The sequence below is a fragment of the Comamonas sp. AG1104 genome (assembly GCF_003350425.1).
Lineage (GTDB): Bacteria > Pseudomonadota > Gammaproteobacteria > Burkholderiales > Burkholderiaceae_C > Comamonas > Comamonas testosteroni.
Genome location: NZ_QQAS01000006.1, coordinates 233991 through 258212 on the forward strand (window position 1 = coordinate 233991; position 24222 = coordinate 258212).

Sequence of the window (24222 nt, forward strand, 5' to 3'; positions counted from 1 at the left end):
TGATGAGCACGCTTGACTGGATTTTTGTGGTCGTTGTGCTGGGCTCCATGTTGCTGGGGGCTTGGCGCGGTCTGGTCTATGAAGTCCTGTCTTTGCTGGGCTGGCTGGTGGCCTTCGTGGTCGCGCGGACCTGGGCGCAAGAGGTGGCGGTATGGCTGCCGCTGGACGGCTGGGACATGCAACTGCGTTATGCGGCGGGCTTTGTGCTGCTGCTGGTGGGGTCCATGTTTGCCTGGGGTGTGATCTCCTGGCTGTCCAAGCAGCTGATTGAGGCCGTGGGTCTGAGGCCTGTGGATCGCACACTGGGCGCCTTGTTCGGTGTCCTGCGCGGTGGCCTGCTGCTGCTGGTGCTGGCTCTGGTGATCCAGTACACGCCATTGCACAAGGCTTTGTGGTGGCAGGACTCGGTGCTGGCGCCCTGGTTGACCGAGGCGCTGAGCTGGGTGCTGCCTGCTCTGCCAGAGGAGTGGGGGCAGTATCTGCCCAAGGCTTCCTCTTGAAGCGAAATTTTTCGCCGCAATTTACCTAAGGGTTGAAAGTGGCTAAGGCGCTTGCTGTAAAACGCAGTGGGTGCCGACGAGAGTTTGGTGTTGGCGTGATCCGCCATGCCGGATATCAAAGCGCAGGCTAGCCAATGGGTGGCGAAGCAGGCGAGTGTGGCGAAGGGTGACTTTCGCGAACAGATGGAACGCAACTATGTGTGGAATCGTTGGTGTGGTGAGCACCACACCCGTGAATCAGCTGATTTATGACGCTTTGCTGCTGCTGCAGCACCGTGGGCAGGATGCAGCCGGCATCGTGACCCAGCAGGAACGCAAGTTCTTCATGCACAAGGCCAAGGGCATGGTGAAGGATGTGTTCCGCACCCGCAATATGCGTGCTCTGCCCGGTGATGTGGGTCTGGGTCAGGTGCGTTACCCCACGGCGGGCAATGCCTCCAGCGAGGAAGAGGCTCAGCCCTTCTACGTGAATGCGCCCTTCGGTATCGTCATGGTGCACAACGGCAATCTCACCAATGCCAAGCAGCTGCGCCGCGAACTGGCGGATACCGATCACCGCCACACCAACACCGAAAGCGACTCCGAAGTCCTGCTCAACGTGCTGGCGCACGAGATCGGGCGCGCCTCCAGCGGCGCTCCGCTGCAAAGCGAGGAAATCTTCAAGGCCGTGTGTGCGGTGCACAAGCGCATCAAGGGCTCCTACGCCGTGATCGCGCTGATCGCCGGCTACGGCCTGCTGGCCTTCCGCGATCCCTTTGGCATCCGTCCGCTGTGCATGGGCCGCGGCAATGATGGCACCATCATGCTGGCCAGCGAGTCCGTGGCGCTGGAAGGTACGACCCATCAGTTCGAGCGCGACATCGCTCCCGGCGAAGCGATCTTTGTGCACAACGACGGCCGCGTCGAGAGCCAGCAATGCGCTGAAAAGACCCAGCTCAATCCCTGCGTGTTCGAGTATGTGTATCTGGCACGTCCCGACTCCACCATGGACGGCATCTCGGTCTATCAGGCTCGCCTGAACATGGGTGAGACGCTGGCCAAGCGCGTGATCTCCATGGTGCCTCCCAATGAAATCGATGCGGTGATTCCCATCCCCGAATCGAGCCGCCCCAGCGCCATGCAACTGGCCCAGTTGTTGGGCAAGCCCTATCGCGAAGGTTTTGTGAAGAACCGCTATGTGGGCCGTACCTTCATCATGCCCGGCCAGGGCGCGCGCAAGAAGTCGGTGCGCCAGAAGCTCAATGCCATCAGCAGCGAGTTCAAGGGCCGCAATGTGCTGCTGGTCGATGACTCCATCGTGCGCGGCACCACTTCCAAGGAAATCGTGCAGATGGCGCGTGATGCCGGTGCCAACAAGGTGTATCTGGCGTCCGCTGCGCCTCCCGTGCGTCACCCCAACGTGTATGGCATCGACATGCCCACGCGCTCCGAGCTGGTGGCTCACGGCCGTACGGTCGAGGAAATTCGACAGGTCATCGGCTGCGACGCGCTGATCTATCAGGACGTGGAAGCCATGAAGCAGGCCGTGGGCAAGATCAATGCTCAGGTGAGCGGCTTCGAGGCCTCGTGTTTCGACGGCATCTACATCACCGGCGATATTTCCGATGAAGAGGTGACGGCGCTCAACGAAGGCCGCAACCGCGGCAGCGAAGAGGAGAGCGAAGACACTTCGCGCCTGTCCCTGCCCAATGCTCAGGAAAGCTGAGCGTTAAAGCGCAGCGAATGACCGAGTCGGAAAGGGTTGCTTAGGCAACCCTTTTCATTCGGGAGGACAATGGCAGAGCTATGCGGTTGGTATGCTCTTTAAAAGTGAGCTGGCAACGTATGCACATCAATCGTTTGAGGTTGATTTGACTCCAATTTCATGATGTGCAAGCAAAGCATATTCAAAGACCGGCATGGCTTGTGCTGCGCCGGTCGAGCTGGTGGAGCGGCAAGCCTGCAGGCCTGATTGGCGGTCTGCAGCGAACTCGTGACCAGTACCAACCATCTGGATTTGACGATTGTGACCAACAAGACATTACCCGAAGGTTTGCATCCTGAAACTCTGGCCGTGCGCGAAGCGGTCGAGCGCAGCCAGTGGGGCGAGCATTGCGAAGCCCTGTACATGACCAGCAGCTTTGTGCAGCCCGATGCGGCTACCGCAGCGCGCCGCTTTGCCAATGAAGAGCCGGGCTTCACCTATAGCCGCACCGGCAACCCCACGGTCACCAGTTTTGAAAAGCGTCTGGCGGCCATGGAAGGTACGGAATGTGCGGTCGCGACTTCCACCGGCATGTCGGCCATCTTGCTGGTGGCGCTGACGGCGCTCAAGACAGGCGATCATGTGATCTGCTCGCAGTCCATGTTCGGCTCCACCATCAAGTTGCTGGGAACCGAGATGGCACGCTTCGGTGTGGAAACCACGTTTGTCTCGCAGACCGATATCGAAGCCTGGAAGGCGGCCATCAAGCCCAACACGCGCATGCTGTTTGCCGAGACGCCCACCAACCCGTTGACCGATCTCTGCGACATCGCCGCATTGGCCGAGCTGGCACACGCCAACAACGCACTGCTGGCCGTGGACAACAGCTTCGCCACTCCCGTGCTGCAGCAGCCAGTGAAGTTCGGTGCCGACCTCGTCGTGCACTCGGGCACCAAGTTCCTCGACGGCCAGGGCCGCGTTATGGCCGGTGCGGTCTGCGGCACCATCGCCCTCGTGGACAAGGTCATGGGCACCTTCTTGCGCAGCGGCGGTCTGAACATCGCGCCCTACAACGCCTGGACGGTGATGAAGGGCCTGGAAACCCTGGCTTTGCGCGTCAAGGCGCAAAGCGCTGCGGCGCTGGAGTTTGCCGCCTGGCTGGAAGCCCACCCCAAGGTGGCGCGTGTGTACTACCCGGGCCTCAAGAGCCATCCTCAACACGAGCTGGCCATGCGCCAGCAAAACGGCATGGGCGGTGCCGTGCTGGCGTTCGACGTGGTGGGCGAGGGGGCCGAGCAACTGCGTGCCAATGCCTTCCATGTGGTGGACAGCACGCGTCTGTGCTCGATCACGGCCAACCTTGGTGATGTGAAGACCACCATCACCCACCCCGCCAGCACCTCGCATGGTCGTCTGACCGAGGACCAGCGTCAGGCTGCTGGCGTGGGTCAGGGTCTGATTCGTATTTCCGTGGGTCTTGAGCATCTGGAGGACCTCAAGGTCGACCTGGCTCGCGGACTGGATACGCTGTGAAACACCCCCTGAGTCGCTTCGCACCTTCCCCCTCAAGGGGCGTGCCTGCGTTGCGAGGCGGCTCTTGCTCGGCATCTCTGACCGAGATTGCGTGCGTATCAAGCGCCGCAGCCTTGGCACAGGGAATGCCGTACAAGGATTTCTGATATGACAAACAAAATTCGCACCCGCTTTGCCCCTTCGCCCACGGGCTTCATCCATCTGGGCAATATTCGCTCGGCCCTCTACCCCTGGGCCTTTGCGCGCGCCAATGGCGGTGACTTCGTGCTGCGCATTGAAGACACCGATCTGGAGCGTTCCACCCAGGCTTCCGTGGACGTGATCCTGGAGGGCATGGAGTGGCTGCAACTGGACCACGATGAAGGTCCGTTCTACCAGATGCAGCGCATGGATCGCTACAAGCAAGTGCTGGCCACGCTGCAGGAAAAGGGCTATGTCTACCCCTGTTATATGAGCATGGAGGAACTGGATGCGCTGCGTGAAAAGCAGATGGCCGCCAAGGAAAAGCCCCGCTATGACGGCACATGGCGCCCCGAGGAGGGCAAAGTGCTGCCTGCTATTCCCGAAGGCGTGAAGCCCGTGCTGCGCTTCAAGACTCCGCAAACTGGTGTGGTGGGCTGGGACGACAAGTGCAAGGGCCGTATCGAGTTCCAGAACTCCGAGCTCGACGATCTGGTGATTGCACGCCCCGACGGCACGCCCACGTACAACTTCTGCGTCTGCGTGGACGACATGGACATGAACATCACCCATGTCATCCGTGGCGACGACCATGTGAACAACACGCCGCGCCAGATCCACATCTTTGAAGCGCTGGGTGCCACCGTGCCTACCTTTGCCCATCTGCCCACCGTGCTCAACGAGCAAGGCGAGAAGATGAGCAAGCGCAACGGCGCCAAGGCGGTGACCCAGTACCGCGATGAGGGCTATCTGCCCGACGCCATGGTGAACTATCTGGCCCGCCTGGGCTGGAGCCACGGCGACGACGAAATCTTCAGCCGTGCTCAGTTCCTGGAGTGGTTCAACCTGGATCACCTGGGCCGCAGCGCCGGTCAGTTTGACGAAGCCAAGCTGCGCTGGGTCAATGCCCAGCATCTGAAGGCCATGGACGACGCCGGGCTGGCCCAGTTGGTCAAGCCCTTTGTCATCAAGGCCGGCGTGGCCGAGAGCCTGATCGATGCCGATGACCGTCTGGTGCGCATTGCTGCCTTGTTCAAGGATCGTTGCGAGACCTTGGTGGATCTGGCCAACTGGGCCAAGGTCTTCTATGTGGACAGCGTGGAGCGCAATGCGGAAGACTACGCCAAGCATGTGACCGAGGCGGCCAACCCCGTGCTGGATGCATTTGCTGCCGTGGTGGAAAACGTGGAATGGACCAAGGAAGCCATTGCGGCTGCGATCAAGGAGCTGCTCAAGGCGCAGGGTGTGAAGATGCCTGTGCTGGCCATGCCTGTGCGTGTTTTGACGGTGGGCACAGCCCATACGCCATCGGTCGATGCAGTGCTGGAATTGCTTGGACGTGAAAAAGTTATCGCGCGTTTGAAAAATCGCTAAAAACCTGTCTATAATTCGAGTCTCTGCAAAACGCGACTGATTAAAAGGTTGTCTTGCAGAGAGTTTTTGGGGGTATAGCTCAGCTGGGAGAGCGCTTGCATGGCATGCAAGAGGTCATCGGTTCGATCCCGTTTACCTCCACCAAAATTTAATGACGGCGAGTCGCAAGACTCGAATCGTTCTAGGAATTGACCCTATCGTCTAGAGGCCTAGGACATCACCCTTTCACGGTGAGTACCGGGGTTCGAATCCCCGTAGGGTCGCCAAGTTTGAAGCGCTTGTAGCTATATAATATGTAGCAAAGCTTCCTGCCAGGAGTGGTAGTTCAGTTGGTTAGAATACCGGCCTGTCACGCCGGGGGTCGCGGGTTCGAGTCCCGTCCACTCCGCCAGTTTGGCTAGTCGCTTGATTAAAAAAGCGCCTTTATTTTCAGAAGGCGCTTTTTTAATCGGTGCGAAAGCAAAGATTCTAGGTTATGACCCTATCGTCTAGAGGCCTAGGACATCACCCTTTCACGGTGAGTACCGGGGTTCGAATCCCCGTAGGGTCGCCAAGTTTGAAGCGCTTGCAGCTATATAATATGTAGCAAAGCTTCCTGCCAGGAGTGGTAGTTCAGTTGGTTAGAATACCGGCCTGTCACGCCGGGGGTCGCGGGTTCGAGTCCCGTCCACTCCGCCACAGTTTTTTGGGGGTATAGCTCAGCTGGGAGAGCGCTTGCATGGCATGCAAGAGGTCATCGGTTCGATCCCGTTTACCTCCACCAAAATTTAATGACGGCGAGTCGCAAGACTCGAATCGTTCTAGGAATTGACCCTATCGTCTAGAGGCCTAGGACATCACCCTTTCACGGTGAGTACCGGGGTTCGAATCCCCGTAGGGTCGCCAAGTTTGAAGCGCTTGAAGCTATATAATATGTAGCAAAGCTTCCTGCCAGGAGTGGTAGTTCAGTTGGTTAGAATACCGGCCTGTCACGCCGGGGGTCGCGGGTTCGAGTCCCGTCCACTCCGCCACAGTTTTTTGGGGGTATAGCTCAGCTGGGAGAGCGCTTGCATGGCATGCAAGAGGTCATCGGTTCGATCCCGTTTACCTCCACCAAAATTTGACGGCAAGTCGCAAGACTTGAATCGTTCTAGGATTGACCCTATCGTCTAGAGGCCTAGGACATCACCCTTTCACGGTGAGTACCGGGGTTCGAATCCCCGTAGGGTCGCCAAGTTTGAAGCGCTTGAAGCTGCATGATATGTAGCAAAGCTTCCTGCCAGGAGTGGTAGTTCAGTTGGTTAGAATACCGGCCTGTCACGCCGGGGGTCGCGGGTTCGAGTCCCGTCCACTCCGCCAGATTCAAAAAGCCGCAATCAAGCAATTGATTGCGGCTTTTTTCTTGCTTTTCATGTTTTGGCGAACCTGATGTGCTCCTGACTTTCTAGCAAGATACCCTTGCCATGCAAGTGCTATGGCGATACGCTATCGTTCACCCTTACAGATGTTGACAAAAGTTTTCCATGCGGGAACTTTTGCTGCCAATCGGTACACCATCTTGTCATCATTGGGCCTGCTTCCCAGTGACTGTCTCAGTCCTTCATTGTTGTTCGCTTAACCACAGCTCCTTCGATCCATGCGCCCGGCGTCTTCCTTTCTGCTGTCGCTGCTGATGTTTGCCTCCATCATCGGAGTGCAACTCATCGCCATGTGGCCCGCGGGTTCGCAAGATGTTGTGGCCATGGCTTATGTACTCGACGCAGAGCCGCACGAGTACGGTGTTGATGTGCTGCAGGAGTTCGAGGACGATGTGGAAGAAGATACCGTTGAGTTCTCCATTCATCGTCCGCATCGCACTGCCGAACTCAATCCTGCGCAGGACGATCGCAATGAATTGTTTGGCCCTCCCGAAGCGGTAGCTGTCGGTGTGGCCGATGTACGGGTGCCTCCTCAGGGGCATGTGGTGCACCCGACTTATCCCTGGCCGGAAAGCATGTTGCGTCCGCCAAGTCTCGGCCTGCCGCTGGCAGGCTAGCTCCAGCTCAGCTGACGTTATCACGTCAGAACCTTTGCGCTGGGCTTTTTAGACCCCCGATACCTGCTGCCCGTCATTCCAGCGCCTGCTGGCTTGAAATGTGCTTGTCTGCAGAGCATGGCTCTGAGACTGGTCTGGGGCGGCTTCACCTGCTCAGGTTTAACTGATCCTGCATTGCATGCGGCGGCTGCCGCATGTGCATGACGGGTTTTCGACCCTTTCCTCACTTTATCTGCCCTCAAGAAGGCAGCTGTGTTCTATGTTCAATAGATCGAGAGTGCCGGCTTCTTTTCCGGCCAAGGCCAGCAAGAATTCTTCTGGTCCTGCACCATTGCTCAGCCTCAAGCGCTCGGCCGTGTTCGGCCTGTGTCTCGCTGCAGCTCTGGCTGCGCATGCTCAGAATGCCGGCGGTGCACCACAAGCCAGCAGCACGATTTCCGATCAGGTGCAGCCCAAGCTGACCCTGACGCAGCTGGTGCAGACCGTGCTGGACAACAACCCAGAGCTGCGCTCAGTTCAGCAGTCGAGCGTCACAGCTCAGGCGGCTGTGGTCAGTGCCGGTGCTCTGCCCAACCCCAAACTGGAGTGGAGTCGTGGCGACAACAAGGCGCGCCTGGCATCGGCCACGCCTGGCAATGTGCAGACCATGGGGATCTCGGTCCCCATAGAAATGCCATCCGTGCGTGCTGCGCGCATAGAAGCAGCAGAAGCCGGGCAGCGAGCATCGGTGCACCAGATTGCCACATCGCGCAATGCGCTCGTTGCTCAGGTCAAGCTCAAGGCCTATGAGGTGGTGCTGCGGCAGGCTCAGGCACAGGCCGCCTATGACGCCGTCAAGCTGCTGGAGCAGGCTCACGAGCGTGTACGCGTGCGTGTTTCCAGTGGTGAGGCAGCGCGCTACGAAATCATCAAGGCCGATGCCGAGCTGATCAACGCGCGTCAGCAGGAACAATCTGCCCGTTTGTTGGCAGAGCAATCCCAGCTCACGCTCAATCGTCTGGCTGCAGGCCAGTTGCCCAATCGCTTTGATCTGGCTCTGTCTCTGCAGGATCCGGTGGAGAAGGCGCAGTTGCAGAACATCAACTGGCAGTCCCATCCGGAGCTGCTGCAACTGCAGTCCGAGGTGGACAAGGCCGAAGCGCAGAAAAATGGTGCCAAAGCCAGCCGTTGGCCGGGCCTTGAGCTGCGTTACGCGCAGACGCGCGAACCCGACATCCGCAATAACACCATCGGCGTGAGCATGCAGATTCCACTGTTCGACCAGCGACGCGGTCCCATTGATGAGGCTGCTTCGGAGGCCGAGCGTGCTCGCCTGCGCATGGAAGGTCGCAAGGCCGAACTGGAGCAGCAGATGCTGCAGGCCTGGAAGGTCATGGAAATGGCGCAGGTACGCACCAAGGCGCTGAGCGAGGGAGCGGTGCGCGAGGCCGAATCGGCCTTGCGCGTAGCAGAGGCTGCTTACCGCTTCGGCGAGCGCGGCATTCTGGATGTGCTGGATGCCCAGCGCGTGCTGCGCACGGTGCGCGCCGATTTGCTTGAAGCCCGTTATCAGCTGCAATCCGCCCGGATTGAACTGGATTTTCTGGCTGGCCGCTATGCCCAGCCTTCCTCGCTTTGAGCTTTCAAAGTCAAGACCACGTTTTCGTTTTTTTTGAATTCGCTTTATGTCTTCTCATCATCATTCCAGGACTGCGCGTCCCGCCTCTCTGGTTCTGGCACTGGCGCTGGCCGGGCTGACAACATTGACCCTGACTGGCTGCGGCAAGGAGGAGCCGGCTGCTGCAGTTGCTGCAGCAGATACCAAGGCCGAGCTTGATCCCATGGAAGTGGTTGTCTCAGCCGAAATGGCAACCAACTTCAAGACCGCAGCGGTAACGCAGGCCGAAGTTGCATCGGTGCAGGAAGTTGCCGGTCGTATTGAGGCCAACGAACGCAAGGTCACTCGCATCGGTGCGGCCGTGACAGGACGTGTGACCGAGGTGCTGGCCGAAACAGGTGATCGCGTCAAAGCTGGTCAGACCCTGGCGCGCGTCGCCAGCCCCGAGCTGACCACGGCTCAACTGGCTTATATGCGTGCCAGCGCCACGGCGACTCTTGCCGAGCGCTCCGTAGAGCGGGCACGTCAGCTGATTGCTGCCGATGTGATCGGCTCTGCAGAACTGCTGCGTCGCGAATCAGAAGTGCAGATTGCGCGCGCAGAGTTGAGGGCGGCAGGCGACCAGCTCAAGCTGATGGGCTTGTCCGCCGATGCGCTGAGCAGTTTGCGCGCCAAGGGCAATGTGGCACCGAATGCTGCCATCACGGCTTCTGCCGCCGGTATCGTGATCGAGCGCCAGGTCAGCCAGGGCCAGGTGGCGCAGCCGGGGGACCCTCTGTTCACTGTGGCGGATCTCTCCAACGTCTGGGTGGTAGGCGCCCTGCCTGAGCAAATTGCACGCAGCGTGCAGACTGGCCAGAACGTGCAGATCGATGTGCCGGCGCTGGGGCTGACCGTCGAGGAGACGCCCATCTCGGGCAAGATTATCTACGTGGGCGACACCGTGTCCCCCGAAACCCGCACCGTGACCATTCGCACTCAGGTTGACAACAAGGATCTGGCACTGAAGCCGCAGATGCTGGCCACCATGAAGATCCAGGGGGCCATGGAGAAGACTCTGGCGATCCCGGCGCTGGCCGTCGTTCGTGAGAACGACAAGGATCATGTCTACGTCAAGAAAGCCGAAAACCACTATCGCCTGACTCCGGTGGAGTTGGGTGCGGCCAGCGGTGGTCTGCGGCCTGTGGTCAAGGGGCTGAGCGAAGGCACGCAGATCGTGGTCGAAGGTGCATTCCACCTGAACAACGAGCGCAAGCGCGCAGAACTGGAGTAAGCCCATGATTGCCTCCATGATTCGTGCCGCGCTATCGCAGCGGCTGGTGGTGGTCGTGCTGGCGCTGGTGATGTGTGGCTTTGGCCTGCGTGCCGCCATGAATCTGTCGGTGGATGCTTTCCCCGATGTGACCAATGTGCAGGTTCAGGTTGCCACTGAAGCACCCGGCCGTTCGCCCGAGGAGATCGAGCGTTTTGTGACCGTGCCTCTCGAAATCGCCATGACGGGATTGCCCGGCCTGGCAGAGATGCGCTCGCTCAACAAGAGCGGTCTGTCCATCATCACGTTGGTGTTTACCGATGCGACCGATGTGTACTTTGCCCGGCAGTTGGTGACGGAGCGTCTGATCGAAGTCACGCCCCGCATGCCTGAAGGCATCGTGCCGGTACTGGGGCCGGTGTCCACCGGCCTGGGTGAGGTCTACCAATACACGCTGGACCACCCCGATGATGGCAAGCGGGAGCTGACCCAGGCCGAGTTGACAGAGCGTCGCACCATTCAGGACTGGGTGGCGCGCCCGTTGCTGCGATCCATTCCCGGTGTGGCTGAAATCAACTCTCAGGGCGGATATGTCAAGCAGTATCAGGTGCTGGTCGATCCTGCCCGCCTGCGTCACTACAACCTGAGCGTGCGTCAGGTGGTGCAAGCCGTGGCGGACAACAATGCCAATGCCAGTGGCGGGATCCTGCCGCAGGTGACCGAGCAGTATCTGATTCGTGGCGTGGGCATGATCCGTACGCTGGACGATATCGGCAACATCGTGCTCAAGGAGCAGGGGGGCGTGCCGGTCTATGTGCGTGATGTGGCCAAGGTGCAGATTGATGCCGAGGTGCGACAGGGTGCCATTATCAAGGGGGGCTATACCGAGGGCGTGTCCGGCATCGTGCTGATGATGCGTGGCGGAAATGCCAAGGAAGTCGTGACCCGCGTGAAAGAGCGTGTCGAGGAAATCAACTCCAAGGGCATGCTGCCCGGCGGCCTGCAGATCGTTCCCTACTACGACCGAACCGACCTGGTGGATTCGGCCCTGTGGACCGTGGGCAAGGTGCTGATTGAAGGCATCTTCCTGGTGGTGGTGGTACTGTTCATCTTCCTGGGCGATGTGCGTTCCAGCCTGATCGTTGTGGCGACACTGATCATCACGCCGCTGACCACCTTCATCATGATGAACAAGTACGGCATTTCGGCCAACCTGATGTCCTTGGGGGGCTTGGCGATTGCCATTGGTCTGATGGTGGATGCCACCGTGGTGGTGGTTGAAAACGTATTCCACAAGCTGGGGCAGGCGGGCAATTCGCGCGGCGAGCGCATTCGCACCGTGCTGTCGGCCACCGTGGAAGTCGCTACACCCACCATCTTTGGTATTGCCATCATCATCTTGGTGTTCCTGCCGCTGATGACGCTGCAAGGCATTGAAGGCAAGATGTTCGGTCCGCTGGCGCTGACCATCGCCATGGCTCTGGCGATCTCGCTGGCCGTGTCGCTGTTCCTGTCGCCCGTGCTGTGCTCCTACTTCCTCAAGGGCGGCGCCGATCACGATACCAAGCTGATTGGCTTCCTCAAGCGCCACTATCTGCGTTTGCTTGACGGTGCGACTGCACGCAACCGCCTGACGCTGGCCGTGGCCGTGGCTTTGCTGATCGGATCGCTGGGCCTGTTCCCGTTCCTGGGCAAGTCTTTCATGCCGACCATGAAAGAAGGTGCGCTGACACCGCAGATCAACCGTGTGCCCAGCATTTCCCTGGATGAATCCATTCGCATGGAAATGGCTGCCATGAAGGAAGTGGCGCAGGTGCCTGGCGTGAAGTCCGTGGTCTCCAAGCTGGGGCGTGGTGAATCGCCGGCCGATCCTGCTGGCCCCAATGAGTCTGACCCCATCGTGCTGCTGGACCCCGAGTCCGAGCGCACCCAGGATGAGATCGACGAAGAGATTCGTCAGCGCCTGTCTAAGATTCCCGGCGTGCAGATTGTTCTGTCCCAGCCCATCTCCGAGCGGGTGGATGAAATGGTGACCGGCGTGCGCTCGCAACTGGCCGTGAAGGTGTTCGGGGACGAGCTGGAAGACCTCAAGGAAGTCTCCGAGCAGGTGGCACGCATTCTAAAGAGCGTCTCCGGCAGTACGGACATCCGTATCGAGCGACTCTCGGGTCAGCAGGCTCTGACGGTGGATATCGACCGCAAGGCGATTGCTCGTCACGGCCTGAACGTTGCCGATGTGCAAAGTCTGCTGGAGTCCGCCATTGGCGGCAAGGACGTGACGACCTTGTATGAGGGAGAGCGTCGTTACTCGGTCGTTGTGCGTTTCCCCGAGTCCTATCGTGGATCGCCCGAAGCCATTGGTGCAACGTTGCTGACCACGGCGGCTGGCGCGCAAGTGCCGCTGAGCAGTCTGGCCAAGATCGAACTGGTCGATGGCCCTGCGCAGATCAGCCGCGAAGGTGGCAAGCGCCGCGTGGTGGTGGGCGCCAATGTCGAAGGGCGTGACCTGGCTGGCTTTGTGGCCGAGGTCGAGCAGCGCCTGGACAGGGAGGTGAAGCTGCCCGACGGCTATTACTTCAAGTTCGGTGGTCAGTTCGAAAACATGGAGCGCGCCATGGGCACGCTGCAGGTGATCGTGCCGCTGACCATCGTGGCCATCTTCTTCCTGCTGTTCCTGCTGTTCAACTCCATCAAGCTGGCAAGCCTGATCATTCTGGTGCTGCCCTTTGCTTCGATTGGCGGCCTGATTGGTCTGTTTGTCACTGGCGAATATGTGAGCGTGCCGGCATCGGTGGGCTTTATTGCCTTGTGGGGTATTGCTGTGCTGAACGGCGTGGTGCTTGTATCCAGCATTCGCCAACTGCGCCAGGACGGCATGGACGTGGCCGAAGCTGTGCGCGAAGGCTGTACTCAGCGCTTCCGCCCTGTGATGATGACCGCAACCGTGGCTTTGCTGGGTCTGGTGCCGTTCCTGTTTGCGACGGGTCCTGGCTCCGAAGTTCAGCGTCCCTTGGCTATCGTGGTGATCGGTGGTTTGATTACCTCGACTTTGTTGACGCTGGTGGTGCTGCCCACGCTGTACCGCTGGTTTGACGAGAAGCCGACCGAGGCTTGATTTGAGAAAGGAGTGATCCGATGACGATGAAAGAAATCCGCGCCATCGTGCGTCCCAGCCGGTTGGAGCGTCTGCGCACCGAGCTGCGTGCGATTCCGAATTTTCCCGGCGTGACGATTTTCAAGGCGGAGGGCTTTACGGCCCCTGCTGCCGTGGACAAGCGTACGGTCAAGGATGAGCTGACCGACTTTTCGGACAAGCTCATGGTCTGCGTAATCGTGGAGGAGTCCATGGTGGAGCCGATTCGCCAAGCAATTGTCGCGGCCTGCCGCACCGGGCAGATCGGCGACGGTCTGGTCTGGACGGTGGATATCGGCGAGATGCACCGCATCCGTGACGGCGGCGCCGTGAGCTGATACAGACCTTGCACTGAAAGAAAAAGGGATGCTTTCTGCATCCCTTTTTTCATGCTTTCGACAAAATCTCGGAAGTTTGGGAAAACTGGCGAAAACCCTGTGCTACAATTTTTGCATTGCAGCAGAGAAACACTGTTTCATTGCTTCAAGGGGGTATAGCTCAGCTGGGAGAGCGCTTGCATGGCATGCAAGAGGTCATCGGTTCGATCCCGTTTACCTCCACCAAAATTTGACGGCAAGTCGCAAGACTTGAATCGTTCTAGGATTGACCCTATCGTCTAGAGGCCTAGGACATCACCCTTTCACGGTGAGTACCGGGGTTCGAATCCCCGTAGGGTCGCCAAGTTTGAAGCGCTTGAAGCTATATAATATGTAGCAAAGCTTCCTGCCAGGAGTGGTAGTTCAGTTGGTTAGAATACCGGCCTGTCACGCCGGGGGTCGCGGGTTCGAGTCCCGTCCACTCCGCCAGATTCAAAAAGCCGCAATCAAGCAATTGATTGCGGCTTTTTCTTTGCCCGGGCTCCGGAGAAAAAGGCCTTGCGGCAAGGCCTTTGATTTACCCATTATTTCGGGGCCATGCGAATGGCGCCGTCCAGGCGGATGACTTCACCATTGAGCATGTCGTTTTCCAGGATCTGCTTGACCAGCTTGGCGTAGTCCTCGGGCTTGCCCAGGCGACTGGGGAAGGGGACACTGGCGGCCAGTGCATCCTGAACTTCCTGTGGCATGGTGAAAAGCATGGGGGTGCCGAAGATGCCGGGAGCAATCGTCATATTGCGAATGCCGCTGCGAGCCAGGTCGCGAGCAATAGGCAGCGTCATGCCGACCACGCCGCCCTTGGATGCAGAGTAGGCTGCCTGTCCGATCTGGCCGTCATAGGCAGCGACGCTGGCGGTGGAAATCAGAACCCCGCGCTCGCCGGTGGGCTCTGGTTCATTCTTGCTCATGGCGTCCGCTGCCAGGCGAATCATGTTGAAAGTGCCGACCAGGTTGACCATGATGGTCTTGGTATAGACGGCCAGGCTGTGAGGGCCGCTCTTGCCTACGGTTTTCTCGGCCGGTGCAATGCCGGCGCAGTTGATCAGGCCGGCGAGTTTGCCCAGGCTGGTGGCTTTGGCGACCACGGCCTGACCATCGGCCTCATTGCTGACATCGCAGCGCAGATAGACTCCGCCGATTTCGCTGGCCACGGCCTCGCCGCGCTCTGCATTCATATCGGCAATGACGACCTTTCCGCCGTTGGCGGCCAGCATGCGCGCCGTGCCTTCACCCAAGCCCGAAGCTCCACCGGTCACGATGAATACGCGATCCTGAATCTGCATGAACTGTCTCCTTGTTCGATCTCTGTTGACGTTGACGTAAACGTCAATTATGCACAGAGCAGAGGAGTTGGCGACCTGAGGAAAGCGCGCATAAAAAAAAGCCCAATCGGAAAGATTGGGCTTTGAAGGGATCCATGAAACGGGGGTTTCAGGAGGATCCAAGGAGACAACTTGCGCAAGGCCGGCATCCACATCAATGCATGCCGACCTGACATGCTGGCAATTATAGGGTAAACCCCTAATCTTTGCCAAGCATGTCAATAACCATGTGCTTAACGCTTGGCAGTGGTCGTGGCCTTGACAGCTTCGGTTGCTGTCTTGGTGGCCGCGTTGAAATTGGCTTCGGCCATGTCGGATGCTTGCTTCACAGCCTTTTGCACGGACTCGAAAGCGTTGTTGGCGGCAGAGACTGCGCTCTTGACCATGGCCACAGCGGATTCGGAGCCGGCAGGCGCATTCTTGGTGGAGTTGTCCAGCAGGGCGTTGAAACTCTTGCGAGCTTCGGTGGATTGCACTTCCAGGGCCTTGTTGAATTCGCCGGCAGTGTTGCTGGCGATGTCATACAGATGGCGGCTGTAGGAAGCGGTCTTCTCAGCCAGAGGCTGGAACAGGCCGGCTTGCAGAGTCAGCAGTTCCTGGGCGTCCTTGACGCTGAGCACGGCTTGGGTGTGCTGGGCAGCTTCGGTCAGGGCGGCACGCGAAGCGGTGACGTTCAGCTCCACCAGCTTTTCCACGCCTTCGAAAGCTTTGCTGGTCAGGCCGAACAGCGTCTCGAAGTGGGCTTTTTGTGCGCTCAGGATTTGGTCAGGGGTCAGGCTCATGGCAATTCTCCAAAATTACGGATCTAACAAAGGGATCGGACCGGAGGAAACGTCTGCTCTGACATGACCGCTAGCTCTGAGCCAGTTCTATGTTGCAGTGCAGCATGGGTGCATTGTGGAAGAGAATTTGCGGCAATGCAAGCTTTAATTTGTTGCGTTGCAGCAAAAAGATTAATGACTCTTTGTTTTTGATAAGTATTTGATTTTTAAAAACTTTGTTATGTCTGATAACTGACAAAGAAATGCATGAATGTGCTTTTTGCTGCGCTGCGTCAAGCGTTGGCGAGCGGTGACTTCCAGGCCCTGTCGCGGTGGTGCTGGCGGCGCTGGAGCGGCTCTGCAAAATGCCTGCATGACTGCATCCCCCAATCATGGCAAACCCTTGCGCGCCCAGCCGCAGGCGCGCGACTCCTATCCCGTGTTCCGTGACATCAGCACGCGCTGGTCCGACAACGATGTCTACGGTCATGTGAACAACGTCATCTACTACAGCTGGTTTGATACTGCGGTCAATGCCTATCTGATAGAGCAGGGCGCGCTGGATATTCATGAAGGTCAGACGATCGGCCTGGTGATAGAGACCCAGTGCAATTACTTTGCCTCGCTGGCCTTTCCGCAGGCCGTACAGGCAGGCATTCGCGTGGCACATCTGGGCAGCTCCAGCGTGCGCTACGAGGTGGGGCTGTTTGCGCAGGGCGAGAGCCAGTCGGCCGCTGCCGGGCATTTTGTACATGTCTATGTCGACAGGCAGACGCGCCGGCCTGTGGCTTTGCCCCAGCCCTTGCGTGCGGCACTGCTGCAGCTGCAGCGTGCAGAGCCGGTTGGCGAATAGCAAAAAAGATAGTTTCTTGCGTATACCTATCAGTCGTTCAAGGCTCATTTGAATGAGGCATCCGGTGGCGCTTTCAAAGCCGGCATCCGCAAGAAGCGCATAGGGGCAGCGACCACGGTGCCGGGTGTGGAATCGCCTACACTCGTCAGTCTCTGTTGAGGTTGGCGCAGCCTGTGTTTTGAGCCAGCCTTGTTCCATGACTGAACGGACCGCCAGGCCCACCGTCGTCCATGATCATCACCAGTCTGCTAGACACCGACCTGTACAAATTCACGATGATGCAGGTGGTGCTGCATCAGTTTCCGGGTGCGCAGGTGGAGTACCGCTTCAAATGCCGCAACCCTGGCGTGCAGCTGGCTCCGTACGTCAATGAAATCCGCGAAGAAATCCGCTCTCTGTGCAAGCTGCGCTTTCAGGATGCCGAGCTGGCCTATCTGAGTTCGCTGCGCTTTATCAAGAGCGATTTTGTCGATTTCCTGAGCCTGTTCCAGCTCAACGACAAATACATCACGGTCACGCCTCTGGCCAGCGGCGAGATCGACATCACCATCCAGGGCCCTTGGCTGCACACGATCCTTTTCGAGATCCCGGTGCTGGCCATCGTCAACGAGGTGTATTTCCGCAATACCCAGCCCGTGCCCAATTTCCTGGAAGGACGCAAACGCCTGGACGAGAAGATCGAGCTGCTGCAGGCACCCAGTCTGGAGTCGCTCAAGATCGCCGACTACGGCACCCGCAGGCGCTTTTCCAGGGCCTGGCATGAAGAGGTGCTGCGGGTGCTCTGCGCCAGGCTGGGTCACTCGGGGGCAGCACGCATCAACGGCCAGCGCAAGGGGCAGCTGGCGGGTACCAGCAATGTGCTTTATGCAATGAAGCTGGGCCTGATTCCGCTGGGCACGCTGGCCCATGAATATCTGCAGGCCTGCCAGTCGCTGGGCCCGCGCCTGCGTGACAGCCAGATCTTCGGCTTCGAATCCTGGGCGCGCGAGTATCGGGGCGATCTGGGTATTGCGCTGTCCGACGTCTATGGCATGTCTGCGTTTCTGCGTGATTTCGATCTGTACTTCTGCAAGCTGTTTGACGGCGCGCGCCATGACAGCGGTGACCCGTTTGACTGGGGTGAGCGGCTGATAGCGCATTACAAGGCCAACAAGATCGATCCGCTGAGCAAGGTGCTGATCTTCAGCGATGGGCTGACCATCCCTAAAACCATCGGGCTGTTCGAGCGCTTCAACGGTCGCTGCCAGCTGGCATTCGGCATTGGCACCAATCTGACCAACGATCTGGGCAATCCCCCCGAGCATGTGCCCTTGCAGATCGTGATCAAGATGACGCGCTGCAACGGCCAGCCCGTGGCAAAGCTATCGGACACACCGGGCAAGAGCATGTGTGACGATGAAAAATACCTGGCCTATCTGCGTCAGGTGTTCAGCATTGCACCGCCGGAGCCGGTTTCGCAGGCATAGAAATAAAAAACTCATTGGCAGGAGTTGTGCCTGTTGCAGGCAAAGAGCAGAGAGGATGGGCGTTTGAACAGCAAATCTTGTATGAAAGCCGCAGCGGCTACGCTGCTGACTCTGGCAGCAGCCACCGCGCAAGCCGCAGACATTGACGGCGCAGCCATGTCCGTGGCCTGGGGCCTGCCGTTTGTGGGCATGCTGCTGTCGATTGCGCTGATGCCGCTGCTGTTGCCGCAATTCTGGCATCACCATTTCGGCAAGGTCACCGCAGGCTGGGCGTTGGTCTTCCTGCTGCCTTTTGCGCTGGTCTACGGCTTGGGTGCGGCGGGCGTGAATCTGGTGCACGCCTTGCTGGCCGAGTATCTGCCGTTCGTGATCCTGCTGACCGCCTTGTACACGGTGGCTGGAGGCATCTATGTGCGCGGCAATCTGCGTGGTTCACCGGGGTTGAATACCGCCATCCTGGCAATCGGCGCGGTGCTGGCCAGCTTCATGGGTACGACGGGGGCTTCCATGCTGCTGATCCGCCCCTTGCTGCGCGCCAACGACAACCGACGCCATCAGGCCCATGTGGTGGTGTTTTTCATCTTTATCGTCTCCAACGCCGGTGGCGCGCTGACGCCACTGGGTGATCCGCCGCTGTTCCTGGGCTTTCTGAAGGGGGTGGATTTCTTCTGGACCGTACGCAATATCTGGGGCCCAATGCTGTTTCTCACGCTGGCGCTGCTGGCCGTTTTTTATGCGATAGACCGCAAGCTGATGGGCGAAAAGGGTGAGACCGATCTGCCCGATCCCACGCCCAGCATGGACGTGACCGGTGCACCCAGCCATCTGGGCTTTGATGGCCGCGTGAACTTTGTTCTGCTGGCAGTGGTGGTGGCGCTGGTGCTGGTCAGCGGCATCTGGCGCACTCCTGCGGGTATCGAGATCGCCGGAACGCATGTGGGCCTGCCCGGTCTGGTGCGCGATCTGGGCTTGCTTGCCGTGGTTGTGCTTTCACTCAAGCTCACTCCCGCCCGTGTGCATCAGGCCAATGAGTTCGGCTGGGGCCCCATGCAGGAAGTGGCCAAGCTGTTTGCAGGTATTTTCCTGACCATCATTCCCGTCATCGCCATGCTCAAGGCCGGTGTCGACGGCCCGTTCGGCGCCGTGGTACGTGCAGTCACCAATGCCGATGGCACGCCCAATCCGGCCATGTATTTCTGGGCTACGGGTCTGCTGTCCTCCTTCCTGGACAACGCACCGACCTATCTGGTGTTCTTCAATACCGCTGGTGGCGACCCAGGGCATCTGATGACCGATATGGCGCTGACGCTGACCGCCATTTCTGCCGGCGCCGTGTTCATGGGGGCAAACACATATATTGGCAATGCGCCCAATCTCATGGTCAAGGCGATTGCCGAAGATCGTGGCGTGAAGATGCCGGGCTTTTTCGGCTACATGATCTGGTCGGTCTGCGTGCTGGTGCCGCTGCTGGCTTTGATTACCTGGATTTGGTTCCTGTAAGCCACGCATGGCTTTCCGGGCTGCGGTGCGCCGCCATCACCCATAACTTGAAGAGGAAACAATGATGAGCAACAAGCCTCGCATTTTGATCGCCCGTGCCATTTCACCCGAGGTGGTGCAGCGGCTGCAGCAGCACTTTGAGGTGCAGTCCAATCAGGACGATGTGGTCTGGTCGCCAGCGGAGCTGGCTCAGCAGTTGCAGGGCAAGGATGGCGTGCTGACCACGGGGTCGCAGCGCATCGATGCCGAGTTGCTGACCGCCTGTCCGCAGCTCAAGATCGTGGCCAATATGGCGGTGGGTTACAACAATTTCGACGTGCCCGCGATGACGGCCGCAGGCGTGCAGGGTACGAATGCCCCCGATGTACTGACCGAGACCACGGCCGACTTCGGCTTTGCCCTGCTGATGGCCACGGCGCGCCGCATTACCGAGAGCGAGCACTATCTGCGTGCCGGGCTCTGGAAGGACTGGCATTACGACCTGTTCGCCGGTGCCGAGGTGCATGGCAGCACGCTGGGCATCCTGGGCATGGGTCGCATCGGTCAGGCGATTGCGCGTCGTGCAGCTTACGGCTTTGGCATGCAGGTGATTTATCACAATCGCTCGCGTCTGGATGCTGCGCTGGAAGCCGAGTGCAAGGCCAGCTATGTCGGCAAGCAGGAGTTGCTCGAACGTGCGGACCACCTGATGCTGGTGCTGCCATTCACCCCTGAAAACCGCCACACCATCGGCGCGGCAGAAATTGCCCGGATGAAGCCCACGGCCACGCTGATCAATATTGCGCGCGGCGGCATCGTCGATGATGCCGCCCTGGCCCAGGCACTGAAAGACGGGCGCATTGCCGCAGCGGGGCTGGATGTTTTCGAAGGCGAGCCAGTCGTGCATCCCGATCTGCTGACCGTGCCCAATGTGGTGCTGACCCCCCATATCGCCAGCGCCACCAAGGGCACGCGCACGGCCATGGCCGCTCTGGCGGCAGACAATCTGATCTCCTTCTTTGCAGGCAAGGGGCCGCTGACACCCGTCAATCAGCTGACCTGATGCCACGATTAGGCCGTATCACGTCATATCAGTTTGAGGACGAATACATGCTCTGAGTGCGTTGTCGGCTTTGATAATTTCTGCCCGCTTGGCGTCTGTGCGCACAGCGGGCTTTTTTATATCAAGAGAGACAGCAATGCCTTTTATCCGCACCAGCGTCCACAAGGACACCACGCCCGCCCAGCGCCAGGCCATCGTCAACGGGATTCATCAGGCCCTGATCGACGGCATCGGCATGCCCGCCGATGAGCTGTTCAACATGGTTGAGGAATATGACGAGCAGAAGTTCTTCTTCAGCCGCACTTTCAACGGCTACAAGCGCTCGGACCGCGTGGTCGTGGTTGAGATCACCATGCGCCGTGGGCGCAGCGATGCCATGAAGCGTGCCCTCTACGCCAATATCGCTGCCAATCTGGAAAAAGAGGCGGGCGTGGCACCCAGCGATGTGTTCATCTTCACGCACGAAAACGACTACTCCGACTGGTCGGTGGGTGGCGGTAAGTTCGCCATGGCCATTGCCCAGCAGGTCGGCCCTGACGCCTGATTCTTGCGTCAACCGGTTGCAGTCTCGCTGTCGCCAAGGCTGCAACCGGAAGCCGCACTTTTGCCTGCATTGAATTTTTCGTGGCGCTGAGGGCTGATAATTTGCCAGCGCGCTAGTGCTTGCAAACTTCAGTCTGCAGTGCCATTCGCGAAATTTCAATGGAAAATAGCCTATAGCGCTTTGCTGATAAGCGCTTGCAGCTATGGAAAAGAGTGCGAAAGGCGTGGCAAGACAGTGACTACGTGGTGGCTTGGGTTGGCGGCGCTGGCCGTATTGATGGTGGCCCTTCTCCTGGTGCTTCTGTGGTGGCTGCAGGGGCTGCGCCGCCAGACGGAGCTTGCTCTTGGTCCTGATGCGATGAGGCTGCAAGCCCAGCTGCTGCAGGGATTGCAGGCGCTGGATGTCAGGCTGCAGCAGCTCGAGCGCAGCAGCCAGAGTACGCAGATGACGGTGGCCAAGAGTGATGGCGCCCTGGATCGTGTCACCCAGCATGTACAGACCCAGTTGGCCCAGGCCCAGCAAGATGCACTGGCCGCGCGGCGCGAGCAGGCGGCGGCACTAGCGTCCTTTCGTGAAGAAGTTGCCCAGCTTGCGCAGCGGCTGACGGGCGACAGCCAGCAAGCCCGCGCGGCACTGGCCCAAAGCAGTGCAGAGCAGTCAGTCCATGTCCAGCAGCGCTTCGAGGCCCTGGCTGAGACGACGCGCGGCACGCTGGACTCGCTCAAGGGCGATATCCAGCAGCAGCTCACGCATATGAGTACCAATATGGGGGCTGCGCTCAAGGATCAACTGGGCAGCAATGGCGAGCAACTGCGCCATCAGTTTGCCGTGCTGCAGGATGCGGTGAGCCAGCAGCTGGCTGCGTTAGCACAGGGCCAGCAGACCACGGCGGAGCAGCTGCGCGCAACGCTCAACGAGAGACTGGCCACGATTCAGAGCGACAACGCCCTCAAGCTCGATGAGATGCGCCGCACCGTCGATGAGAAGCTGCATGCCACGCTGGAGCAGCGTCTGGGCGAATCCTTCAAGCTGGTCAGCGACCGGCTGGAGCAGGTGCACAAGGGGCTGGGCGAGATGCAGACTCTGGCGGGCAGCGTAGGCGATCTGAAGCGCGTGATGACCAATGTGAAGTCACGCGGCACCTGGGGCGAGCTGCAACTGGGCAGCATCATCGATAATGTGCTCACGCCCGAGCAGTACGCCAGAAACGTCAAGACCGTGCCGGGTAGCGACGAGCTGGTCGAGTTCGCCATCCGGCTGCCGGGTCGCAATGACGAGCATCCCGTCTGGCTGCCTATCGACGCCAAATATCCGGTCGAGCATTACCAGCGCCTGCAGGATGCGCAGGACAGTGCCGACAGGGTGGCCATTGTCGCGGCGGGCAATGCCTTCGAGACATCGATTCGCGGCGAAGCCAGAAAGATTGCGAGCAAGTACATCGCCCCGCCGCACACCACGGACTTTGCCGTCATGTATCTGCCCACCGAGGGGCTGTTTGCCGAGGTGCTGCGCCGTCCGGGCCTGGTCGAGGCGCTGCAGAACGAGCATCGCATCGTGATTACCGGTCCTGCGAATCTGGCCGCCATGCTCAGCAGCCTGCAGATGGGCTTCAAGACGCTGGCGATCGAGAAGCGCTCCTCCGAAGTCTGGGGCGTGCTCGGTCAGGTCAAGACCGAGTTCGGCCGTTTCGGCGAGGTGGTGGAGGCGACGCGCAAGTCCATCGATGCCGCTGCGCGCAAGTTCGATCAGGTGGGCGTGCGCACGCGCGCCATTCAGCGCCATTTGCGCAATGTGCAGGAGCTGCCAAATGGAGCGGGGCAGGAGCAGCCCCTGTTTCCGGCCGCATCACCTGGTAGTGATCAGACTGCCAGCGAGAACGACGAATGAATGCGGCCCTGCTGCGCCTGATCCTCGCGCAAGTCTGTATCCACGGCACCATGACCGGAATGCGCATGGCCACGCCACTGTTGGCGCTCAAGGAGGGATACAGCGCGGCTGCAGTCGGCATGCTGCTGGCGCTGTTTGCGCTGACCCAGGTGTTTCTGTCGCTGCCCGCCGGGCGCTATGCGGACCGTCACGGGCTCAAGCGTCCGCTCATCATCAGTGTGGTGGCCGCATGTTCCGGAGCGGGAGTGGCCGTGCTGTTTCCGATCTATCCGGTGCTATGCCTGAGCGCGCTGCTGACGGGAGGTGCAGCCGGCATGGCACTGATCGCCTTGCAGCGCCATGTGGGGCGCATGGCGCACAACAAGGACGAACTGCGCAAGGTCTTCAGCTGGCTGGCGATTGGCCCGGCCATTTCCAACTTCCTGGGGCCATTTGCGGCCGGGCTGCTGATCGACTACGCAGGCGGTGAAGCGGCCAGCACTACGGGCTTCAGGGCTGCCTTCCTGCTGCTGACCCTGATGCCTTTGGCAGCCTGGTTCTGGGCCAGGACAGTGCAGGAGCTGCCGGCGCTGCAGACCGAGGGTGCGAACCAGAAGGCAACGGCCTGGGACCTGGTTCAGAACCGGGGCTTCAGGCGCTTGTTGCTGCTGAACTGGGCGCTTTCCTCCTGCTGGGACGTGCATACCTTTGTCGTACCCATTCTGGGTCACGAGCGCGGGCTGCCAGCCTCGGTGATCGGCAGCATTCTGGGTGCTTTTGCGATTGCTGCGGCCGTGATCCGCATGCTGATGCCCATCATCACGCGCCATCTGGCCGAATCACAGGTGGTGTTGGGTGCCATGGTTGCCGCCTGCGCCTTGTTCATCGCCTATCCCTTCATGCCTGGTGCCTGGACCATGGGTGCCTGCTCGGTCTTGCTGGGCGTGGTGCTGGGATCGGTGCAGCCCATGGTGATGAGCATGATTCATCAGATCACTCCACCTGAGCGCCATGGTGAGGCGCTGGGATTGCGCATGATGGCCATCAACGGCTCCAGCGTGCTGATGCCGGTACTGTTCGGCTCGCTGGGCACGGTGGTCGGTGTCTCGGCCCTGTTCTGGGCGGTGGGGGCGCTGGTCGGCGTGTCCTCGCGTCTGCCCTGGCTGATCGGCAAGCAGGATATGCCGACGGATCAGTGGGAGGCACATTAGCCTGCCCGGCTGC

The 24222-nt window shown here is 59.6% G+C and carries 19 protein-coding genes and 14 tRNA genes; 30 read left to right on the forward strand and 3 right to left on the reverse strand.

Annotated features, from left to right (window positions below; translation table 11 throughout):
- The first annotated feature begins 2 nt into the window (after window positions 1-2).
- From DFO48_RS18555 to DFO48_RS18665, 23 genes are all read left to right on the forward strand, one after another.
- Entirely contained in the window at window positions 3-500 is a 498-nt protein-coding gene (locus DFO48_RS18555; RefSeq protein WP_114864403.1) for a CvpA family protein, read from the forward strand.
- A gap of 196 nt (window positions 501-696) precedes the next feature.
- On the forward strand, window positions 697-2205 hold the full coding sequence (gene purF, locus DFO48_RS18560; RefSeq protein ID WP_114864404.1) for an amidophosphoribosyltransferase: 1509 nt from the start codon (window positions 697-699) through the stop codon (window positions 2203-2205).
- A 300-nt stretch (window positions 2206-2505) separates the two neighbouring features.
- Window positions 2506-3717 carry an O-succinylhomoserine sulfhydrylase gene (locus DFO48_RS18565; protein WP_003061097.1) on the forward strand — a complete coding sequence of 404 codons (1212 nt, stop codon included), beginning with the start codon at window positions 2506-2508 and terminating at the stop codon, window positions 3715-3717.
- Window positions 3718-3864: 147 nt separating this feature from the next.
- Window positions 3865-5271 (forward strand): glutamate--tRNA ligase, encoded by a 1407-nt coding sequence (gltX, locus tag DFO48_RS18570; protein WP_114864405.1) that lies wholly within the window; start codon window positions 3865-3867, stop codon window positions 5269-5271.
- Between the two features lie 68 nt (window positions 5272-5339).
- Window positions 5340-5415, forward strand: a tRNA-Ala gene (locus DFO48_RS18575).
- Between the two features lie 46 nt (window positions 5416-5461).
- Window positions 5462-5537, forward strand: a tRNA-Glu gene (locus DFO48_RS18580).
- A gap of 48 nt (window positions 5538-5585) precedes the next feature.
- A tRNA-Asp gene (locus DFO48_RS18585) sits at window positions 5586-5662 on the forward strand.
- 86 nt (window positions 5663-5748) lie between these two features.
- Window positions 5749-5824: transfer RNA gene (locus DFO48_RS18590), tRNA-Glu, on the forward strand.
- A gap of 48 nt (window positions 5825-5872) precedes the next feature.
- Window positions 5873-5949, forward strand: a tRNA-Asp gene (locus DFO48_RS18595).
- Between the two features lie 9 nt (window positions 5950-5958).
- Window positions 5959-6034 (forward strand) — tRNA-Ala (locus DFO48_RS18600).
- Window positions 6035-6080: 46 nt separating this feature from the next.
- Window positions 6081-6156 (forward strand) — tRNA-Glu (locus DFO48_RS18605).
- A gap of 48 nt (window positions 6157-6204) precedes the next feature.
- Window positions 6205-6281 (forward strand) — tRNA-Asp (locus DFO48_RS18610).
- Window positions 6282-6290: 9 nt separating this feature from the next.
- Window positions 6291-6366: transfer RNA gene (locus DFO48_RS18615), tRNA-Ala, on the forward strand.
- A gap of 42 nt (window positions 6367-6408) precedes the next feature.
- Window positions 6409-6484: transfer RNA gene (locus DFO48_RS18620), tRNA-Glu, on the forward strand.
- 48 nt (window positions 6485-6532) lie between these two features.
- Window positions 6533-6609: transfer RNA gene (locus DFO48_RS18625), tRNA-Asp, on the forward strand.
- 277 nt (window positions 6610-6886) lie between these two features.
- Window positions 6887-7285, forward strand: coding sequence for a hypothetical protein (locus DFO48_RS18630; RefSeq protein WP_003080339.1), 399 nt, complete (start codon window positions 6887-6889; stop codon window positions 7283-7285).
- Window positions 7286-7616: 331 nt separating this feature from the next.
- Entirely contained in the window at window positions 7617-8903 is a 1287-nt protein-coding gene (locus DFO48_RS18635; RefSeq protein WP_003080341.1) for a TolC family protein, read from the forward strand.
- Window positions 8904-8949: 46 nt separating this feature from the next.
- The gene (locus DFO48_RS18640) at window positions 8950-10155 is read left to right on the forward strand and encodes an efflux RND transporter periplasmic adaptor subunit (protein WP_114864406.1); all 1206 of its coding nucleotides are present in this window, start codon (window positions 8950-8952) and stop codon (window positions 10153-10155) included.
- Between the two features lie 4 nt (window positions 10156-10159).
- A complete protein-coding gene (locus DFO48_RS18645) occupies window positions 10160-13249 on the forward strand; it encodes an efflux RND transporter permease subunit (RefSeq protein ID WP_114864407.1) in 3090 nt (1029 codons plus the stop codon).
- 20 nt (window positions 13250-13269) lie between these two features.
- On the forward strand, window positions 13270-13605 hold the full coding sequence (locus tag DFO48_RS18650) for a P-II family nitrogen regulator (RefSeq protein WP_003080347.1): 336 nt from the start codon (window positions 13270-13272) through the stop codon (window positions 13603-13605).
- 149 nt (window positions 13606-13754) lie between these two features.
- A tRNA-Ala gene (locus DFO48_RS18655) sits at window positions 13755-13830 on the forward strand.
- 42 nt (window positions 13831-13872) lie between these two features.
- Window positions 13873-13948: transfer RNA gene (locus tag DFO48_RS18660), tRNA-Glu, on the forward strand.
- Between the two features lie 48 nt (window positions 13949-13996).
- Window positions 13997-14073: transfer RNA gene (locus DFO48_RS18665), tRNA-Asp, on the forward strand.
- 95 nt (window positions 14074-14168) lie between these two features.
- Here DFO48_RS18665 and DFO48_RS18670 read toward each other — a convergent pair.
- From DFO48_RS18670 to DFO48_RS18680, 3 genes are all read right to left on the reverse strand, one after another.
- Window positions 14169-14927: a 3-hydroxyacyl-CoA dehydrogenase gene (locus tag DFO48_RS18670; protein ID WP_003057163.1), complete on the reverse strand. Its 759-nt coding sequence runs from the start codon at window positions 14925-14927 to the stop codon at window positions 14169-14171.
- 272 nt (window positions 14928-15199) lie between these two features.
- The gene (locus tag DFO48_RS18675; protein WP_003076988.1) at window positions 15200-15748 is read right to left on the reverse strand and encodes a phasin family protein; all 549 of its coding nucleotides are present in this window, start codon (window positions 15746-15748) and stop codon (window positions 15200-15202) included.
- A gap of 70 nt (window positions 15749-15818) precedes the next feature.
- A complete protein-coding gene (locus DFO48_RS18680; protein ID WP_233506452.1) occupies window positions 15819-16091 on the reverse strand; it encodes a hypothetical protein in 273 nt (90 codons plus the stop codon).
- A 9-nt stretch (window positions 16092-16100) separates the two neighbouring features.
- Between DFO48_RS18680 and DFO48_RS18685 the strand changes: the two genes are divergently transcribed.
- The 7 genes from DFO48_RS18685 to DFO48_RS18715 all read left to right on the forward strand — a co-directional run bounded on the left by DFO48_RS18685 (window position 16101) and on the right by DFO48_RS18715 (window position 24209).
- On the forward strand, window positions 16101-16580 hold the full coding sequence (locus DFO48_RS18685) for a thioesterase family protein (RefSeq protein WP_114864408.1): 480 nt from the start codon (window positions 16101-16103) through the stop codon (window positions 16578-16580).
- Between the two features lie 230 nt (window positions 16581-16810).
- Window positions 16811-18046: a nicotinate phosphoribosyltransferase gene (gene pncB / locus DFO48_RS18690; protein WP_114864409.1), complete on the forward strand. Its 1236-nt coding sequence runs from the start codon at window positions 16811-16813 to the stop codon at window positions 18044-18046.
- Between the two features lie 81 nt (window positions 18047-18127).
- Window positions 18128-19546 (forward strand): sodium:proton antiporter, encoded by a 1419-nt coding sequence (locus DFO48_RS18695; protein WP_114864410.1) that lies wholly within the window; start codon window positions 18128-18130, stop codon window positions 19544-19546.
- A 64-nt stretch (window positions 19547-19610) separates the two neighbouring features.
- The gene (locus tag DFO48_RS18700; protein WP_114864411.1) at window positions 19611-20588 is read left to right on the forward strand and encodes a D-glycerate dehydrogenase; all 978 of its coding nucleotides are present in this window, start codon (window positions 19611-19613) and stop codon (window positions 20586-20588) included.
- A gap of 136 nt (window positions 20589-20724) precedes the next feature.
- Complete coding sequence (locus DFO48_RS18705; protein ID WP_003076998.1) at window positions 20725-21132, forward strand: tautomerase family protein; 408 nt, start codon at window positions 20725-20727, stop codon at window positions 21130-21132.
- A 276-nt stretch (window positions 21133-21408) separates the two neighbouring features.
- Window positions 21409-23019, forward strand: coding sequence for a DNA recombination protein RmuC (gene rmuC, locus DFO48_RS18710; protein ID WP_199407032.1), 1611 nt, complete (start codon window positions 21409-21411; stop codon window positions 23017-23019).
- Entirely contained in the window at window positions 23016-24209 is a 1194-nt protein-coding gene (locus DFO48_RS18715; RefSeq protein WP_114864413.1) for an MFS transporter, read from the forward strand. The genes rmuC and DFO48_RS18715 overlap by 4 nt, the downstream gene beginning before the upstream one ends.
- The last annotated feature ends 13 nt before the right edge of the window (window positions 24210-24222 follow it).

Excerpts from the sequence above, each read along its gene's own strand:
- gltX (WP_114864405.1), top strand. The coding sequence starts at position 3,865 with ATGACAAACAAAATTCGCACCCGCTTTGCCCCTTCGCCCACGGGCTTC.
- DFO48_RS18670 (WP_003057163.1), bottom strand. The coding sequence starts at position 14,927 with ATGCAGATTCAGGATCGCGTATTCATCGTGACCGGTGGAGCTTCGGGC.
- DFO48_RS18650 (WP_003080347.1), top strand. The coding sequence starts at position 13,270 with ATGACGATGAAAGAAATCCGCGCCATCGTGCGTCCCAGCCGGTTGGAG.
- DFO48_RS18630 (WP_003080339.1), top strand. The coding sequence starts at position 6,887 with ATGCGCCCGGCGTCTTCCTTTCTGCTGTCGCTGCTGATGTTTGCCTCC.
- DFO48_RS18640 (WP_114864406.1), top strand. The coding sequence starts at position 8,950 with ATGTCTTCTCATCATCATTCCAGGACTGCGCGTCCCGCCTCTCTGGTT.
- rmuC (WP_199407032.1), top strand. The coding sequence starts at position 21,409 with ATGGTGGCCCTTCTCCTGGTGCTTCTGTGGTGGCTGCAGGGGCTGCGC.
- DFO48_RS18705 (WP_003076998.1), top strand. The coding sequence starts at position 20,725 with ATGCCTTTTATCCGCACCAGCGTCCACAAGGACACCACGCCCGCCCAG.
- DFO48_RS18555 (WP_114864403.1), top strand. The coding sequence starts at position 3 with ATGAGCACGCTTGACTGGATTTTTGTGGTCGTTGTGCTGGGCTCCATG.
- DFO48_RS18715 (WP_114864413.1), top strand. The coding sequence starts at position 23,016 with ATGAATGCGGCCCTGCTGCGCCTGATCCTCGCGCAAGTCTGTATCCAC.
- purF (WP_114864404.1), top strand. The coding sequence starts at position 697 with ATGTGTGGAATCGTTGGTGTGGTGAGCACCACACCCGTGAATCAGCTG.
- DFO48_RS18700 (WP_114864411.1), top strand. The coding sequence starts at position 19,611 with ATGAGCAACAAGCCTCGCATTTTGATCGCCCGTGCCATTTCACCCGAG.
- DFO48_RS18645 (WP_114864407.1), top strand. The coding sequence starts at position 10,160 with ATGATTGCCTCCATGATTCGTGCCGCGCTATCGCAGCGGCTGGTGGTG.
- DFO48_RS18695 (WP_114864410.1), top strand. The coding sequence starts at position 18,128 with ATGAAAGCCGCAGCGGCTACGCTGCTGACTCTGGCAGCAGCCACCGCG.
- DFO48_RS18675 (WP_003076988.1), bottom strand. The coding sequence starts at position 15,748 with ATGAGCCTGACCCCTGACCAAATCCTGAGCGCACAAAAAGCCCACTTC.
- pncB (WP_114864409.1), top strand. The coding sequence starts at position 16,811 with ATGATCATCACCAGTCTGCTAGACACCGACCTGTACAAATTCACGATG.
- DFO48_RS18685 (WP_114864408.1), top strand. The coding sequence starts at position 16,101 with ATGACTGCATCCCCCAATCATGGCAAACCCTTGCGCGCCCAGCCGCAG.